General features: G+C 60.9%; 12 protein-coding genes and 1 pseudogene. 8 read left to right on the top strand and 5 right to left on the bottom strand.

Going from position 1 to position 16316, the window contains the following annotated elements; translation table 11 throughout:
- Nucleotides 1–61 precede the first annotated feature (61 nt).
- Nucleotides 62–502: a polymer-forming cytoskeletal protein gene (locus LG371_RS01270; RefSeq protein WP_067594690.1), complete on the bottom strand. Its 441-nt coding sequence runs from the start codon at nucleotides 500–502 to the stop codon at nucleotides 62–64.
- Nucleotides 503–543: 41 nt separating this feature from the next.
- A complete protein-coding gene (locus tag LG371_RS12320; protein ID WP_305054835.1) occupies nucleotides 544–1422 on the bottom strand; it encodes a M23 family metallopeptidase in 879 nt (292 codons plus the stop codon).
- Nucleotides 1423–1729: 307 nt separating this feature from the next.
- Here LG371_RS12320 and LG371_RS01260 point away from each other — a divergent pair, with 307 nt between their 5' ends.
- From LG371_RS01260 to LG371_RS01245, 4 genes and pseudogenes are all read left to right on the top strand, one after another.
- Entirely contained in the window at nucleotides 1730–2260 is a 531-nt protein-coding gene (locus LG371_RS01260; RefSeq protein ID WP_225747520.1) for a hypothetical protein, read from the top strand.
- A gap of 90 nt (nucleotides 2261–2350) precedes the next feature.
- Nucleotides 2351–5833, top strand: a complete 3483-nt coding sequence (gene smc, locus LG371_RS01255) for a chromosome segregation protein SMC (RefSeq protein WP_225747519.1) — start codon at nucleotides 2351–2353, stop codon at nucleotides 5831–5833.
- Nucleotides 5834–5945: 112 nt separating this feature from the next.
- A complete protein-coding gene (locus LG371_RS01250; RefSeq protein ID WP_067594677.1) occupies nucleotides 5946–6869 on the top strand; it encodes a LysR family transcriptional regulator in 924 nt (307 codons plus the stop codon).
- A 133-nt stretch (nucleotides 6870–7002) separates the two neighbouring features.
- Nucleotides 7003–7655, top strand: a pseudogene (locus LG371_RS01245) (IS1595 family transposase).
- 126 nt (nucleotides 7656–7781) lie between these two features.
- Here the strand turns inward: LG371_RS01245 and LG371_RS01240 are convergent.
- Both LG371_RS01240 and LG371_RS01235 read right to left on the bottom strand, forming a co-directional pair.
- Entirely contained in the window at nucleotides 7782–8765 is a 984-nt protein-coding gene (locus LG371_RS01240) for a phosphatidate cytidylyltransferase (RefSeq protein WP_067594674.1), read from the bottom strand.
- Nucleotides 8766–8899: 134 nt separating this feature from the next.
- Complete coding sequence (locus tag LG371_RS01235; protein ID WP_067594670.1) at nucleotides 8900–9496, bottom strand: phosphatase PAP2 family protein; 597 nt, start codon at nucleotides 9494–9496, stop codon at nucleotides 8900–8902.
- Nucleotides 9497–9646: 150 nt separating this feature from the next.
- Here LG371_RS01235 and gloB point away from each other — a divergent pair, with 150 nt between their 5' ends.
- On the top strand, nucleotides 9647–10396 hold the full coding sequence (gene gloB / locus LG371_RS01230; RefSeq protein ID WP_067594667.1) for a hydroxyacylglutathione hydrolase: 750 nt from the start codon (nucleotides 9647–9649) through the stop codon (nucleotides 10394–10396).
- 244 nt (nucleotides 10397–10640) lie between these two features.
- On the opposite strand, the gene LG371_RS01225 is transcribed toward gloB, so the two are convergent.
- The gene (locus tag LG371_RS01225) at nucleotides 10641–11216 is read right to left on the bottom strand and encodes a TetR/AcrR family transcriptional regulator (protein WP_067594664.1); all 576 of its coding nucleotides are present in this window, start codon (nucleotides 11214–11216) and stop codon (nucleotides 10641–10643) included.
- A gap of 173 nt (nucleotides 11217–11389) precedes the next feature.
- On the opposite strand from LG371_RS01225, the gene LG371_RS01220 reads away from it, so the two are divergent.
- The 3 genes from LG371_RS01220 to LG371_RS01210 are packed head-to-tail and all read left to right on the top strand — an operon-like array spanning nucleotide 11390 to nucleotide 16262.
- Nucleotides 11390–12370, top strand: coding sequence for an HlyD family secretion protein (locus LG371_RS01220; protein ID WP_067594661.1), 981 nt, complete (start codon nucleotides 11390–11392; stop codon nucleotides 12368–12370).
- A 9-nt stretch (nucleotides 12371–12379) separates the two neighbouring features.
- A complete protein-coding gene (rbbA, locus tag LG371_RS01215; RefSeq protein WP_067594658.1) occupies nucleotides 12380–15136 on the top strand; it encodes a ribosome-associated ATPase/putative transporter RbbA in 2757 nt (918 codons plus the stop codon).
- 1 nt (nucleotide 15137) lies between these two features.
- The gene (locus LG371_RS01210; RefSeq protein WP_225747518.1) at nucleotides 15138–16262 is read left to right on the top strand and encodes an ABC transporter permease; all 1125 of its coding nucleotides are present in this window, start codon (nucleotides 15138–15140) and stop codon (nucleotides 16260–16262) included.
- The last annotated feature ends 54 nt before the right edge of the window (nucleotides 16263–16316 follow it).

Here is a 16316-nt window from a genome sequence, read left to right as displayed (position 1 = left end):
TGAAAAGTTTCAGGTAGCCTTTGCTTATGCTGTATGGGGAAAACAGCGAACAGGCTTGGACTTATTTGCCTGCTGCTTTCTCAGGTGGGGCGATGGCCTTGTCGGGACTGCCGGCGGGGGGCAGGGTGGCGTTGCCGGCGTTGCGGTCCATGCGGATGTCGCCGGTATAAACGGCGCCGTCTTCCACTTGCAGCGATTGGGTGCGGATGTTGCCGGTTACCCGGGCGTTCGGCTTTAGGTGGAGTTTTTTCACTTCGATCAAGCCTTCGGTTTTGCCGAATACCACCAATTCGCTGCCGCGGATATCGCCGTTTACCGCGCCTTTGTCGCCGATAATCACTGTGCCGCCGGCCTGCACATTGCCTTGAATCTGGCCTTCAATCTTTACCGATTGCTGGCTCAGGATGTCGCCCTGAATCCGGCATTGGGCGCCGATGATGGTATCGATGGCGCTGGGTGCGTTGCCGGTGGGTTGGGAACGTTCTTTCTTGTCTTTAAACATGGTTATTTCTCCGTGATTTGGCTGGAAGGAAGGGATAAGGATTATTTGGCGAGGCTGAGGAAGCCTGCGGGATCATGCGGTTCGTTGTTCAGGCGCACTTCGTAGTGCAGGTGCGGGCCGGTGGAGCGGCCGGTGGAGCCGAGTTTGCCGATGAGGTCGCCGGCTTTAACCGTTTGCCCGGTTTGCACGTCGATGTGCGACAAATGGCCGTACACCGTGCTGTAGCCGTAGCCGTGGCGCACTTTCACTACTTGGCCGTAGCCGTTCATGGTGCCGGCAAATTCCACCGTGCCGTTGGCGGTGACGCGCACTGGGTCGCCGATGTTGCCGCGAAAGTCTAAGCCGTGGTGGAATTCGCTGCCACGCCCGCTAAACGGGTTGTGCCGCGGGCCGAAGCCGGAAGACAGCCCGCCTTGTGCGGGGCGGCCGAGCGGCATGCTACGGGCGGCTTTCAGCAGTTGTTCGATGATTTGGCTGAACTCCGGCGTATCGGCCGGCGGCAGGATGCTGACCGGGCCGCCGGCCTGGCTGATGGGTTTGCCATCTTCGGATTTGGGCGGTGGCGGCGAGGGCACGTTGGCGCCGCGCTGGCGCAGATATTCGCGCAGCTCGGCTACGGCTTTTTCCGATTGCGCCAGCTGGTTGAGTTTGGCGGAAACTTCGGCGGAACGCGCTTCTTTCAAGTCTTCGATTTCTTGGGCGAGCTGTTGCGTTTGCGCCTGCTGTTGGGCAAATTGATGGTAGCTTTGGTAGTAGTGCCAGCCTAGCGCCAGCAGGCCGGCCAGTAGCGCTGCCGTGGCGAGGGAAAGCCCGATAATGGTGGGTTTGATGGCACGCAGCCGTGATTCTTCGATCACAAAGGTTTCGGTGTGCTGTTCGTCCAGCACCATTACGGTAACGAGTTTCTTTTGCTTATCCATTGATTTCAATAGTAAATGAGTTGTTACTCAAGACGGGGCATTGTATTACAAAATGCTATCGTTTGGCAAAAACAAATCTATCGTTTGGCGGACGGTTTTGGGTTGGTCAGTCGGCAGTTTTCAGGTAGCCTTAAGCCCATGCATGGTTTATCTTGCTTGTTTCGCTATACAATTTGGCTGCTGAAATACAGGAGGCGGGATGGGCAATTTTTTTCACACCATACGGCAGATACAACAGAACAAAGAGCGACTGAACCGCGATTTTGCGAAGATTCAATTCAGCCTGCCTTGGCTTTAGCTGAGCGGCATGTTGGTAGCCGCAGGCGTGGGTATGGGCGCCTTGGTGTCGGCGGCGGAAAACCACAAGCGCTGGCAGCATTTGCGCACGCCCGTATCCTATGTGCGCTATGGCAGCGGCGAACTGACGCGGCGCCAATGGTATGACGATGACGACAATCCGCATATCGCCGGCACCATTCGTACGGCAGAGACGGCACGCAGCTCAATCTGGATTGCCGCAACCCGGCCGACCCGCTCTGCCAATACGATGAAGAGCTGTGGCAGCGGGAAGAGTGCCTGCCGATGCAGCGCGTGGTGCGGGCCGGGGCTGAGCTACCGCGTGATCACCGAGCTGGACTACACCAAAGACGGCATCGTGCGCCAATACCGTGCCGAATTCAGCCCGCAGCAGGAAGCCGAGCAGTGGTGGTGTTATGCGCGCGGCTGGACACGCGCTGCCTTGGTGGCTTGGGGATTGTGGCTGTGGCTGAGCATCGCCTGGTATCGGCGCGCCCGCAGGCAGCGGTTGCGCCGCAAGAAACAGCAAAAGGCTACCTGAAAACTTATCCGTAAAGCAGCGGATGTTTTCAGGTAGCCTCTCCCACCCGCTTCCGATAAAATACCGCGTTCCGTTTTTTCCACACCCTTCATGCGTTTAACCCACATTAAACTGGCCGGCTTCAAATCCTTCACCGATCCCACCACCATCCACGTTCCCGGCCAGCTCGTGGCCGTGATCGGGCCTAACGGCTGCGGCAAATCCAACGTCATCGACGCCGTGCGCTGGGTGCTGGGCGAAGCCTCCGCCAAACAGCTGCGCGGCGAAAGCATGCAAGACGTCATCTTCAACGGCGCCGCCACCCGACGCCCTGCCCCCCGCGCCTCCGTGGAGCTCGTATTCAGCAATGCCGACGGCAGCCTGCAAGGCGCATGGGGGCAATACGGCGAAATCAGCATCCGCCGCCAGCTCACCCGCCAAGGCGAATCCAGCTACTACATCAACGGCCAGCTAGTGCGCCGCCGCGACATCACCGACCTCTTCCTCGGTACTGGCGTGGGCGCGCGCGGCTATGCCGTGATCGAACAGGGCATGATTGCCCGCATCATCGAAGCCCGCCCCGAAGAGCTGCGCGCTCACATCGAAGAAGCCGCCGGCGTATCCAAATATAAAGAACGCCGCCGCGAAACCGAAAACCGCCTGCGCGACACCCGCGAACACCTCCAGCGCCTCGGCGATCTGCAAGCCGAGCTCGGCCGGCAAGTGGAAAAACTCCAACGCCAGGCCGCCGCCGCCGAACGCTACCGTAGCCTCACCGCCGAGCTCAACCACGCCCAAAACCAGCACGACTTCACCCAATGGCGGCACACCCTTGCCGCCGCCGACCAAGCCGCCGAAGCCCACGAACACGCCCGCGCCCGCCAAGACGAGCTCGCCCGCCAAAACCAAGCCCTCGGCGACGCCGTGCACATGCTGCGCCAAACCGAGCAAAACCAGCAGGCCGAACAATACCGGCTGAACCAGCAACACGCCCTCCTGCGCGAGCAAAGCGCCCGCCTCGAAGAACAAATCCGCTCCCGGCAAAGCCAGCGCCAGCGCCTCGAGCGCGAGCAGGCTGCCGCCCAAGCCGCCATCCAAAAAATCGACAGCGAACACAGCGAGCTCCAGCAGCAACACCGCGCCGCCGCCCAAGCCGCCGCCGAACAGCAAGCGCAGCTCGAGCTCCTCAGCGCCGAAGCCGACGCCCTCGAAGAACAACTGCCCGCGCTTGAAAGCGCCGGCCGCCAAGCCGCCGAGCAGCAGCAAAGCCGCCGCGACGAAGCCGACCGACTGCGCCGCGAGCTCGCCCTCAAACAGCAGCAGCTGCAACACAGCCGGCAAAATATCGGCCGGCTGCAAGAGCGCCAAGCCAGGTTGCAGCAAGAAGCCGCCGCCCTCGCGCCCGCCGACGGCGCCGCGCCCGCTGCCGCCCAAGTGCACACCGAAGCCCTTGCCGGGCAATACCAACGCGGCGAGCAGCAGCTGCAACAACTAGAAGAGCAAACAGGCTACCTGAAAACCGCCCTGCAAGCCGCCCGCGAACACGAGCAGGAACAGGAACGCCGCATCCTAGCCGCCCAAGCCGAGCAGCACACCCTCGCCGCCCTCCTGGCCGAGCAGGCCGGCCACGACTTCTGGCAGGGCAGCGGCCAAGCCGAAACCCCCGCCCTGTGGCAGCACATCCGCGTGCCCGAAGCCTGGCAGGGCGCGCTGGCCGCCGTGCTCGGCGAGCGGCTCAACGCCCGCGCGCTGCCCGCCGATTTCCGGCCGCCTTCTCCGCTGCCCGAAGCCGCCGCCGCCTGGTTCAGCCGCGAAGCCCATGCCCACCGCACCGCCAGCCCCGCCCAAGCCCTAATCCACCAAATCCAGGCCGAGCCGCCTTTTCAGGTAGCCCTCGCCCATTGGCTCGAAGGCATCCTGTGCGCCCCCGATTTAGACTACGCCCTCGCCCACCGCAGCCGCCTCGAGCCCGGCCAAGAATGGCTCACTCCGCAAGGCCACCGCATCGACCGCCTCGGCGTGCTGCTGCACCATGAAGCCGGCGCCGGCCGCCAAATGCGCCTGCACAGCCGCCACGACGAGCTCGCCGCCCAGCTGGCCGAATGGCAGCCGAAATTTCAGGTAGCCCAAGCCGAAGCCCGCAAGCTGGCACAGCAGCAGGCCGAAGCCGAAGCCGCGCTGCGCCAAGCGCAAAGCGAACAGCGCCGCCTTGCCGCCGAGCTCGCCGCCGCCCGCCAGCAGGCCGGCGAACAGGCCGCCCGTGCCGCCCAAGAGCAGCAGCGCCGCCAGCACATCGCCCAAGAGCAGGCGCAATTGGCGCAGGAAATCGAAGAACTGAGCCTCGCCGCCGAACTCTTGGCCGAAGAAAATACCGCGCTCAAAGAAGCCCTGTCCGAGCTGGAAGAAGGCAGCCGCGAGCAGGCCGAACACAGCCGGCAGGCGCAGCAAGCCCTGCGCCAAGCCCAGCAGGCCGTGCTCGAAGCCGCCCGACACCGCAACGCCGCCGAAATCGAAGCCCAGCGCCAGCAACAGCAGCTGCACTATCTCGGCAGCCGCATGGCCGCGCTGGTGCAGCAGAAAGCCGACTGGCAGCAGCGCCAGCACGAGCTCGCCCTCACCTACGCCGAAGACAGCGAAGACGAACAGCGCCTCCAGCTGGAAGCGCTTGCCGAATCCGCCTTCGCGCTGGAAGAGCAAATGCAGGCCGCCGCCGCCCAGCTGGCCGCCACCCAAGAGCAGGGGCGCGAGCAATACGCCCGCCAGCAGGCGCTGGCCGCCGAACTGCCCCAATGGCAGGCCGCCGCCCAAACCGCCCTGCTGCAACAGCAGGAAGCCCTGCTCAACGCCAAACACTTCCACGACAATTTATTAGCTCGCCAAGCCGATTTGCCCGCACTCGAAGCCGAGCAGCAGGCAGGCTACCTGAAAAAAGACTGGTCGCAGCAAATCGACAGCCTGTCCCGCCGCATCCAAGCCCTCGGCGCCGTGAACCTGGCCGCGCTCGAAGAGCTGGCCGAAGCCCGCGAGCGCGACGGCTACTACCAAACCCAGCGCCAAGACCTGCAATCCGCCATCGAACTGCTGGAAGAAGCCATCGCCCAAATCGACGGCGAAACCAAGCAGCGCTTCCAAACCACCTTCGATGCCGTAAACGCCAAAATGCAAACCTTCTTCCCCACCCTGTTCGGCGGCGGCGAAGCCGCGCTGCATATGACGGGCGACGACTTGCTCAGCGCCGGCGTTTCCATCATGGCGCGCCCGCCCGGCAAGAAAAACAGCACCATCCACCTCTTGAGCGGCGGCGAAAAAGCCCTCACCGCCATGAGCCTCGTATTCGCCCTGTTCAGCCTCAACCCCGCCCCCTTCTGCCTGCTCGACGAAGTGGATGCCCCGCTGGATGACGCCAACACCGGCCGCTTCTGCAAGCTGGTGAAAGAAATGAGCGCGCAAACCCAGTTTCTGTATATTTCCCACAACCGCCTCACCATGGAGATGGCCGAGCAGCTCATCGGCGTGACCATGCAGGAAAAAGGCGTGTCCCGCATCGTGGCCGTGGATATCAAGCAGGCGCTGGAAATGGCGGAAACCGATTGAGCGCAAATTTTCAGGTAGCCTCCGCACACGGCAAAGGCTACCTGAAAACTAAAAAATGCAAACAAAACAAAACGCCGGCACAATGCCGGCTGAGCAAAAGGCTACCTGAAAAATGGAATCCATCATCGAACTGCGCCACCTCAAAACCCTGCTCGCGCTGGCCGAAACCGGCAGCGTGTCGCTGGCCGCCAAGCGCGTGTTCCTCACCCAATCCGCCCTGTCGCACCAAATCCGCGCGCTGGAAAACTACTACGCCACGCCGCTGTTCGAGCGCAAATCCAGCCCGCTGCGCTTCACCCCCGCCGGCGAGCGCCTGCTCCAGCTGGCGCGCGAAATCGTGCCGCAGGTGGCCGCCGCCGAGCGAGACATGGCGCAGATTGCCGGCGGCGGCAGCGGCGAATTGCGGCTGGCGGTGGAGTGCCACACCTGTTTCGATTGGCTCATGCCCGCCATGAGCGACTTCCGCCCGCTGTGGCCCAAGGTGGAGCTGGATATCGTGTCCGGTTTCCAGGCCGATCCGGTGGGGCTCTTGCTGCAACACCGCGCCGACCTCGCCATCGTATCCGAAGCTGTGCCGCAGGCCGGCATCCGCTACCAGCCGCTGTTTGCCTACGAAATGGTGGGCATCTGCGCGCAAGATCACCCGTTGGCCGCCAAGCCGGTGTGGCAGGCGCAGGATTTTGCCAATGAAACGCTGATCACCTACCCCGTGCCCGACGATATGCTCGACCTGCTGCGCAAAATCCTGCTGCCCGTGGGCATCAACCCGCCGCGCCGCCACAGCGAGCTCACCATCGCCATCATCCAGCTGGTGGCCAGCCGGCGCGGCGTGGCCGCCCTGCCTTATTGGGCGGTGATCCCCTACTTGGAAAAGGGCTACATCGCCGCGCGCACCATCGGTAGCCCGCCGCTCACCAGCGAGCTCTACGCCGGCATGCGCAGCGACGACGCGCACAAAAGCTACCTCGATAATTTCTGCCAAATCGTGCGCGAGCGCGGCTTTGCCGATTTGCCCGGACTGAGCGTGCTGGAATAGCGGCACGGGCGGAGGCGTGTCGGATTTTTCGGCACAAGCGGTATTCGGAGAGATATGGGAAAGGGTTGGCTCATGCGCCAAGGCGATTTTTTAAGGGGCTGTACTAGATTAGCAGTGATGTTACCCTCAAAATATGAAGATAACTCACTGCAAATTAAAGAAGAAAGCACAAAAAGAACTGCTCCGTTTTTTGTGTTGGAAGTTACCGCCCGTTCCTCTGCCGATATTTTAGGCATACAACCCAACTCTGCTATCCTGTTCTACCACAAAATCCGCCAAGTCATCAGCCATCATCTGGCACTGGCTGCCGATGAAATTTTCGCCGGCCCGGTTGAACTGGACGAAAGCTATTTCGGCGGACGCCGCAAAGGCAGGCGAGGACGCGGTGCGGCAGGCAAGGTAGTGGTATTCGGCATCCTGAAACGACAAGGACGGGTCTATACCATTGTGGTGGATAACGCCAAGTCTGAAACGTTACTGCCTGTCATCAAAAAGAAAATCATGCCGGACAGCATTGTTTATACCGACAGCCTGAGCAGTTACGACAAGTTGGACGTGAGTGGTTTTATCCATCACCGTATTAACCATTCCAAGGAATTTGCAGACCGTCAAAACCACATCAACGGCATTGAGAATTTTTGGAATCAGGCAAAACGTGTCTTACGCAAATACAACGGAATCGACCGCAAATCTTTCCCGCTGTTCTTAAAAGAATGCGAATTTCGGTTTAACTTCGGCACACCGTCCCGACAGCTTAAAATCCTGCGGAGATGGTGTGGAATTTAGGGCTAATCTAGTACAGGCCCTTATTTTTTCAAAATACGGGAAAACAAAATAAATAATCCATATTTTTAAGCATATTATGCCAGAAATCTTTTTTCAGGTAGCCTGCTATCGCTTTTTTTCCCACCTTCAGCCGTGCCAGAAATAGCGGACGATGTGGAAAAACACGGGTGCGGCGAAGCAGATGGAATCTACGCGGTCAAGCATACCGCCGTGTCCGCGTATCATGTTGCCCCAGTCTTTGACACCGTAGTCGCGTTTGATGGCGGACATCACCAGCCCGCCGAAGAAACCCATCAGGCAGACGACGAAGCCGATTGCGGCGGCCTGACCGTGGGTAAAGGGGGTAATCGGCGACATCAGTGCGGCGAGGACGGTGGCGGACAAAATGCCGCCGACCGTGCCGGATACTGTTTTGGACGGGGAAAGCGAGGGCATGATTTTGGCTCCGCCGACGAGTTTGCCCCAAACGTATTGCAACACGTCCGAAGCCTGCACTACGCCTATCAGGAAAATCAGCAGGAGGATGTTGCCGCCGCTGTCGAAGCCGTCCAAGTTCAGGAACATCAGGGCGGGGACGTGTGAAAGGCAGAAGATGCAAATCATAGCCATCCACTGCGTTTTGGCGGCGCGTTCGAGGAAATGGGCGGTTTGCCCGCTCAGGCTGGCGATAATCGGCAGCAGCAGAAAGCCATAGACGGGGATGAAAATGCTGAACATGCCGTACCAGCCGTCATAGACGAAATAATACTGCACGGGCAAAAGCAGGTAGAAACACGCCACCATGCTGTAATAGTCGCTGCGGCGGCGGTAAACGAGGGTCATAAATTCGCGCAGGGCGGCAAACGAAATTAGGAAAAACAGCACGACCGTCCCCGTTTTGCCGAACCAGAATGCCGCCAGCAGCACCAGCGTCATCAGCCACCAGGCGTAGATGCGGGCGTTGAGGTTGGCGATGGTGGCATTGCCTGCGCCGTTTTTGCGTTTGAGCCATTGCCCGATGACGCTGGCGAAAAGCAATACGGCAAAGACGCCCATAAAGATATAGCCTGCCTGCGGGGCTAAATGGGCGGCTTGGGCGGCGACGGGCGGGGAAGAAAGGGCAAGGCTCATGGCGGGGTCCTTTTGGGGTTTGCCTGCTGGGGCGGAATTTGCTGCGGGCGTGTTTGCTGCGTTGAAACCGAATTTTAGCTCCAAGCAAGTGGATACACAGTTTTCAGGTAGCCTGCCCCCTACCCCGTCCGGCATCAAACCAGCATCAGCCAGCCATACAGCTTAAACACCAGCCAGCCCAAAAACGCGCCCGCCGGCAAATCAATCAGATAGTGCTGCTTGGTAAACATGCACGAGAGCGCAATCAGCAGCGGGAAGGCAAATGCCGCCGCGCCCATGCTCGGGTAGGCGTGCATGGCGGTGAGCATCGCCACGGAAACGTGCATGCTCGGGAAGCAGTTGGTGGATTGGTCGAACTTCTGCACAAACAGCAGAAACTTCTCCGAAGCCGTTTTGCCCGTGTTGATGCTGCGCCAGTGCGGCGGCGTGGACACCGGCCACAGCCAGAAAAACAGCATCTGCGCAAACAGCAAAATCAGAAAGCTGAACGCCGTCATCACAAACTGCCGCGAATCCGCCATCAGCCAGTTTAAATACAAAATCGCCGGGTAATACAAAAAGCTATACACCCAAGACCACCAAGCCACAAACGGAATTTTCTCATCCAGCCGCGAATTCATCACCTTCGCCGCCCGCCGCGGATGGCGCTGGGTGAAAAAGTAAAACTGATACGCCCCCACAATCAAAATCGCGCTCAGCACCAGATTAACCACATAATCAACCGCAGACATCCGCACCCGATCCTTTGTAAAATGCCGTAAAGGCAGGCATTTTGGCAACCCGCCCCCCGTTTGTCAATTCATTCACCCCCGTACTTCCCAGCAACAGCCATCACCGCTTAAAATCCCAGCACATCCAGCACTCTTTATTCAAAACAAGCCATGCAAATCCTCCCCATCCCCGCCCTCGCCGACAACTACATCTGGCTGCTGCGCCACGGCAGCGAAGCCGTGTGCATCGACCCCGGCGAATCCGAGCCCGTATTAGGCTACCTGAAAACTCAGCGCCTCAGCCTGCGCCAAATTTGGATCACCCACCACCACGACGACCACACCGCCGGCCTGCCCGAGCTGCGCCGCCACTTTCCCGACTGCGCCGTTTATGCCCCGCCCGGCATCCCCCACGCCACCGACACCGTCGGCGAAGGCAGCGGCTGGACGCTCTGGCAGCACCCCGTGCGCGTGTGGCACACCCCCGGCCACACCGACAGCCACCTCAGCTACCTGCTGCAAACGGGCGGCCGGCTGCACGTATTCTGCGGCGACACCCTCTTTTCCGCCGGCTGCGGCCGCGTGTTCACCGGCACCCCAGCCCAGCTCTTCGCCTCCCTGCAACGCTTTGGCAGGCTACCTGAAAACACATTGTTCTATCCCGCCCACGAATACACCGCCGCCAATCTGCGCTTCGCCCAACACATCGAACCGCACAACCCCGCTGTCGCCCGAGGCCTGCAAGATGCCACGCACACCCCCACCCTGCCCGTATCCCTCGCCCACGAACGGCAAATCAACCCCTTCCTGCGCACCGATCATTTTCAGGTAGCCGACCGCGCCGCCGAGCTCGCCGGCCAAACCCTCGCCAACGAAGAGCAAGTCTTCACCGCCCTGCGCGAATTGAAAAACCGCTTCTGAGTTTCCCGCTCTCCAAACGCCAAAGAGGCTACCTGAAAAATTTCAGGTAGCCTTTATTGATACGGCGGATGAACAGGGCAGCCGAAAAACCGCCGCACGCCAGCGCTCTTTTTCAGGTAGCCTGTTTGGATAAACCAATCATGCAATCTGAGAGCGCTCGTTCGGGCTGAGATAACGCTTGCTTTAACTGGCTTCAACCAGACAGCTATTTTTCAGGTAGCCTTTTCCTTGCCAGCAAACGCGCTTACGGCAGCAGCAGCTCGCTCATCTCCGCCCAGGCTTTGCGGATTTCGGGCAGGCGCAGGGGCAGGTCGCGGCTGAAGAAGTAGTCCATGCTGCCCAGGATCATGGTGGCGAGCATATCGGCCTGGTAGTCCCAGTCTTTGTTTGGGTCGGCTTTGGGGTGGCGGCGCACGAAGCGCAGGAATTGCTGCTTAATCAGGCCGTGCATGTCGCGGTAGAGGTGGTGGCGGCGGGTATCGACTTTCCACAGGGCGAGAATGAGCCGCCGCCGGCTGTGTATCCACTCCGAGGCTTCGGGCATCACGCTCAAAAATACATCGAAACTACTCGCCTGAAATCGGGTAAGAATAATGACACTGTATTCGGCTTTGAAATCGGCAATCATCTTGCCGGCCAAATCGCTTTTGCCGGAATAGTATTTATAGAAGGTGGAGCGGTTTACCGGAGCGCGCTCGAGGATGTCCTGCACGCTAATCTGGGCGAAGGGCTTTTCGTGCAGCAGCTCGATAAAGGCTTCACGGATGGCGCGGTGGGTTTTGATGATGCGCGGGTCGGTGCGGGTTTCGGTGTCGGCCATGATGTTTCCTCAGGGTGTTGCCCGAGGCCATTTTGCATTTTTCCATGCGCTTAAGCAACGGTTTTGTCGTTTCCGTATGCTTAGTGGCACGGCCAATCGTTTTTTAGCGGTTTGCAGCGCCCGGCCGCGCCTTTAGAATTATTCCTATTCACGCCTTGCTTTGAGGGATTCCCATGAAACTGCCTAAACGTTTATTGCTCCTGCTGCCGCTGGCCGCCATTGTTGGTATCGGCGCACTTGTGTTCCGCCAATACGGCGCGCCCGACCCGCTCGCGGGCATCGCCCATGCCAACGGGCGGCTAGAATTTGCGCGTATGGATGTGGCCAGCCTGTATGCCGGGCGGGTGGAGGAAATGCTGGTGAAGGAAGGGCAGTATGTGGAGGCGGATACCGTGCTGGCGCGGCTTTCTTCCGATACGGCGCAGGCGCAGCTTTCCGAAGCGCAGGCCGGCAAGGCGCAGCTGGAGCAAACCGTGCGCCGCGCCCAGGCGCAGGTGAGCGCGCAGCAGCAGCAGCTGAAAACCGCGCAGATGGAAGCCGACAATGCCCGCCAGCTGTTCCGCGACAATTTGATTTCCCAAGCCGAGCTCAATACGCGCCTGGCGCAGCGTGATGCCGCCCGAGCCGCCGTGCAGGCCGCGCAGGCCGCGCGTAACGAAGCGCAGGCCGGCGTGGGGCAGGCGCAGGCCAAGATGGCGCAGGTGTCTTCCGTGATTGGCGACTTGTCGGTGCGCGCGCCGCAGGCCGGGCGGGTGGAATACCGGCTGGCCGAGCCGGGCAACGTGCTGCCCGCCGGCGGCAAGGTGGTGAGCCTTTTGAACTTGAACGACGCTAGCATCAGCCTCTTCCTGCCCGCGCCCACGGTGAACCAAATCCCGCTGGGCAGCGAGGCGCGCATCAAGATGGACGGGCTGGACGCAGTATTCCCCGCCACGGTTACCTATGTTTCCGCCGAAGCGCAGTTCACGCCCAAATTTGTGGAAACCGCCGAAGAGCGCACCAAGCTGATGTTTCGGGTGAAGCTGCAAATTCCGGCTGATGTGGCCGCCAAATACCAGGGCTACCTGAAAGGCGGCATGACGGCCACCGGCTTCGTGCGCACCGATGCCAAGCAGCCCTGGCCGGCCGAGCTGCACACCCGCCTGCCGCAATAGGGCAAAGCCATGCCAAACGCCATCGAAATCAGCCAACTCTCGCACGCCTACGGCAAACGGCAGGCCTTGCGCGGCGTGTCGCTCACCATCCCGCGCGGCACCACGGTCGGCCTCATCGGCCCCGACGGCGTGGGCAAATCCACGCTGCTTTCGCTGATTGCCGGCGTGCGCACCATCCAAAGCGGCGAAGTGCGCGTGCTCGGGCACAACGTGGCGCACAAAGCCGAGCGGGAGGCGCTGTTGCCGCGCATTGCCTTTATGCCGCAGGGCTTGGGCAAAAACCTCTATCCCACGCTTTCGGTGTATGAAAACATTGATTTCCACGCCCGCCTGTTCGGCCTGAGCAAACCGCAGCGCCGGCAACACATCGCGCGCCTGATGCAGTCCACCGGCCTTTCGCCTTTCGCCTCTCGCGCCGCCGGCAAGCTCTCTGGCGGTATGAAGCAGAAGCTCAGCCTGTGCTGCGCTCTGGTGCACAATCCCGACCTGCTGATTTTGGACGAGCCCACCACCGGCGTGGATCCGCTGTCGCGCCGGCAATTTTGGGAGCTGGTGCGCGAGCTGCGCGCCGAAAACCCCGGCATGACCGTGCTGGTGGCCACGGCTTACATCGACGAAGCCGAGCAATTTGAGCAGCTGCTGGCCATGGACGACGGCCATATTTTAGTGAACGGCGGCACGCAATCCATCCTCGCGCAAAGCGGCTGCGCCACGCTGGAGCAGGCCTATATCCGGATGCTACCTGAAAGCAAACAAACCCATTGGGACGACGCCCAACTGCCTCCCTTCCTCCCCGACGATTCCCTGCCGCCCGCCATCGAAGCCGAAAACCTCAGCAAGCGCTTCGGCAATTTCACGGCGGTGGACCACGTGAGCTTCCGCATCCGCCAGGGCGAAATTTTCGGCTTCCTCGGCTCCAACGGCTGCGGCAAAAGCACCACCATGAAAATGCTCACCGGCCTCTTAGACGCCAGCGAAGGCGAAGCCACCCTCCTGGGCGAGCCCATCGACGCCGGCAGCGCCGCCGTGCGCCAGCGCGTGGGCTATATGTCGCAGGCCTTTTCGCTGTATGAGGAGCTGAGCGTGCGGCAAAACCTGGTGCTGCACGCCCAGCTCTACCAGCTCGGCGAGAACAGTGAAGCCGCCATCGCCGCCGTGTTGCAGCAGTTTGAACTCTCCGATTTGGCCGGTGCCACCCCCGCCGCCCTGCCGTTGGGCGTGCGCCAGCGCCTGCAACTGGCCGCCGCCTGCCTGCACCGCCCGCAGGTGTTGATATTGGACGAGCCCACCTCCGGCGTCGATCCCGCCGCGCGCGATATGTTTTGGCAATACCTGTTCCGCATGGCGCGGGAAGAGCGTGTGACCATTTTCGTGTCCACCCACTTCATGAACGAAGCCGCCCGCTGCGACCGCATCTCCCTGATGCACCGCGGCCGCGTGCTGGCCGTGGGCGAGCCGGAAGAACTGCGCCGCCGCCAGCACGCCGACTCCTTGGAAGAAGCCTTTATCCGCTACTTGGAGCAAGACGAAGCCGCCGAACAGCAAAGGCTACCTGAAAAATCTGCGGCCACCCCCGACGCCCCAACTGCCCAAGAAAGGCTACCTGAAAAACCTGCGGCCACCCCCGACGCCCCCTCCGGCCTGCGCTACTGGCTCGCTTCCGTGTTCACCTTTGCCCGCCGCGAAGGCAGAGAGCTGCTGCGCGACCGCATCCGCCTGATGTTTGCCCTCATCGGCCCGCTGGTGTACCTCCTGGCCGGCAGCCTTGGCGTATCGTTCGACGTAAACGAAATGGACTTCGCCGTGCTCGACCAAGACCAAAGCCAATACAGCCGCGAGCTGGCACAAGCCTTCGACGGCTCGGCCTATTTCCGCCAAACCGCCGAGATCGCCTCCCGCGCCGACATCGGCGCCACCCTCACCGCCGGCCGCGCCCGCATGGTGCTGGAAATCCCGCCCGATTTTGGCAAAAACCTGCAATTGCAGCGCCGCCCGCAGCTCGGTTTCTACATCGACGGCTCCTGGCCCTTCGTGGGCGAAAACATCAGCGGCTACGCCCAAGGCATCCTCAGCCAATACGCCGCCGGCCTCTATCGCCAACACGGCATCCGCCTTGCCGCACCCACCGAAATGCAAACCCGCTTCATCTACAATCCCACCTTCAAAAGCATCAACGCGCTCACGCCGGGCTTCCTCATGCTCTCGCTGATGATGATTCCCGCCATGCTCACTGCGCTCTCCGTGGTGCGCGAAAAAGAAATCGGCTCCATCATGAACCTGTATAGCTCGCCCGCCTCGCCCTTTCAGTATCTGCTGGGCAAGCAGCTGCCCTATGTGCTGCTTTCCATGCTCAGCTATCTGTTTTTGCTCGGCGTGGTGGTGTTCGGGTTGGGCGTGCCGCTGAAAGGCTCGTTTGCCGCGCTCACCGCGGGCACGCTGTGTTTCGTGCTCGCCTCCACCGGCTTCGGGCTCTTGGTGTCCACCTTCGTGCGCACGCAGGTGGCGGCGATTTTTGCGGCGGCGATTTTGGCGATGATTCCGGCGCTGGATTTCTCCGGCATGATCTACCCGGCTTCCACCCTGAGCGGCGCGGGCAAATGGATCGGCATCCTCAGCCCCACCAGCTGGTTTCAAACTATCAGCCTGGGCACCATCACCAAAGGCCTGGGCTGGTGCGATGTGGACACGCTGTGTGGCACGCTCTTACTGTTTTTCGCCGTTTATTGGCTCGCCGCCGGGCTGCTGCTGAAGAAACAGGAGAAATAACATGCGCCAATGGCTGAAAAACGTGTGGTATTTGGGCGGCAAGGAAATCCGCAGCTTCTTCACCGATTACGCGCTGTTTGCGCTCTTGGTGTTTATGTTCACATTCAGCGTGTATTCCGTGTCGAAAAACGTGACCACCGAAATGAAAAACGCGGCGGTGGCGGTGTACGACCAAGACCGCAGCGCGCTCACCTACCGCATCCGCGACGCCATGCTCGCGCCACAGTTTAAACAGGTGGACAACATCGAGGCCGGGCAAATCGACCGTGCCATGGACGTGGGCGAATATAGCTTCATCCTCTCCATCCCGCCCAACTACACCGCCGACCTCCTGGCCGGCAAACGCCCGCAGCTGCAATTGTTGGTGGACGCCACCGCCATGTCGCAGGCCGGGGTGGGCTCGGTGTATATCGGTCAAATTGTGAACCGCGAAGTGGGCGATTATTTGGGGCCGCGCCATGCCGCCGCCGCGCCCTTCGAGCCGGTGGTGAACGTGCTGTTCAACGAAAACCTGCGCAGCGAATGGTTTATGCCACTCACCCAGCTGGTGGGCAACGCCACCCTGCTCACCATTCTCTTGGTGGGCGCGGCCGTGATCCGCGAGCGCGAGCACGGCACGATTGAGCATTTGCTGGTGATGCCGGTGGGCGCGGGCGAAATTGTGATGGCGAAAATTCTGGCCAACGGGCTGATTATCCTCATTTCTTCCGTGCTCTCGCTGCTCTTGGTGGTGCACCGTGCCGTGGGCGTGCCGATTCACGGCTCGCTGGCGCTGTTTATCGTCTGCCAGGCGGTGTACCTTTTTTCCATGGCCGGGCTGGGCGTGCTGCTGGCTACGCAGGCGCCCACCATGCCGCAGTTCAGCCTGTTGTGTATCATTGTGTATATCGCCGTGTTTCTGCTCTCCGGCAGCTCTTCGCCCATGGAAAATCTGCCGCCCGCCGTGCGCTCGCTCTCCGAGCTCTCGCCGATGACCCAGTTCGTCGCCATCAGCAAGGAAATCGTCTTCCGCGGCGCGGGCTGGAGCATCATCCGCCACCGCGTGCTGATTACCGCCGTTGCCGGCGCCCTCTTCACCGCCCTGGCCGTGATCCGCTTCCGCCGGATGCTGGCGCAGCAGAATTAGCCAAATAGAAAGGCTACCTGAAAAAGTATGTTTTACTTTTCAGGTAGCCCAAGA

Source organism: Eikenella sp. Marseille-P7795, assembly GCF_916618725.1.
Taxonomy (GTDB): Bacteria; Pseudomonadota; Gammaproteobacteria; order Burkholderiales; family Neisseriaceae; genus Eikenella; species Eikenella longinqua.
The sequence above is the reverse complement of the archived record's forward strand: the minus strand, read 5'-3'. Positions and strand labels throughout refer to the sequence as shown.

Excerpts from the sequence above, each read along its gene's own strand:
- LG371_RS12320 (WP_305054835.1), bottom strand. The coding sequence starts at position 1,422 with ATGGATAAGCAAAAGAAACTCGTTACCGTAATGGTGCTGGACGAACAG.
- LG371_RS01220 (WP_067594661.1), top strand. The coding sequence starts at position 11,390 with ATGAAACTGCCTAAACGTTTATTGCTCCTGCTGCCGCTGGCCGCCATT.
- LG371_RS01210 (WP_225747518.1), top strand. The coding sequence starts at position 15,138 with ATGCGCCAATGGCTGAAAAACGTGTGGTATTTGGGCGGCAAGGAAATC.
- LG371_RS01270 (WP_067594690.1), bottom strand. The coding sequence starts at position 502 with ATGTTTAAAGACAAGAAAGAACGTTCCCAACCCACCGGCAACGCACCC.
- gloB (WP_067594667.1), top strand. The coding sequence starts at position 9,647 with ATGCAAATCCTCCCCATCCCCGCCCTCGCCGACAACTACATCTGGCTG.
- LG371_RS01240 (WP_067594674.1), bottom strand. The coding sequence starts at position 8,765 with ATGAGCCTTGCCCTTTCTTCCCCGCCCGTCGCCGCCCAAGCCGCCCAT.
- LG371_RS01235 (WP_067594670.1), bottom strand. The coding sequence starts at position 9,496 with ATGTCTGCGGTTGATTATGTGGTTAATCTGGTGCTGAGCGCGATTTTG.
- rbbA (WP_067594658.1), top strand. The coding sequence starts at position 12,380 with ATGCCAAACGCCATCGAAATCAGCCAACTCTCGCACGCCTACGGCAAA.
- smc (WP_225747519.1), top strand. The coding sequence starts at position 2,351 with ATGCGTTTAACCCACATTAAACTGGCCGGCTTCAAATCCTTCACCGAT.
- LG371_RS01260 (WP_225747520.1), top strand. The coding sequence starts at position 1,730 with ATGTTGGTAGCCGCAGGCGTGGGTATGGGCGCCTTGGTGTCGGCGGCG.
- LG371_RS01250 (WP_067594677.1), top strand. The coding sequence starts at position 5,946 with ATGGAATCCATCATCGAACTGCGCCACCTCAAAACCCTGCTCGCGCTG.
- LG371_RS01225 (WP_067594664.1), bottom strand. The coding sequence starts at position 11,216 with ATGGCCGACACCGAAACCCGCACCGACCCGCGCATCATCAAAACCCAC.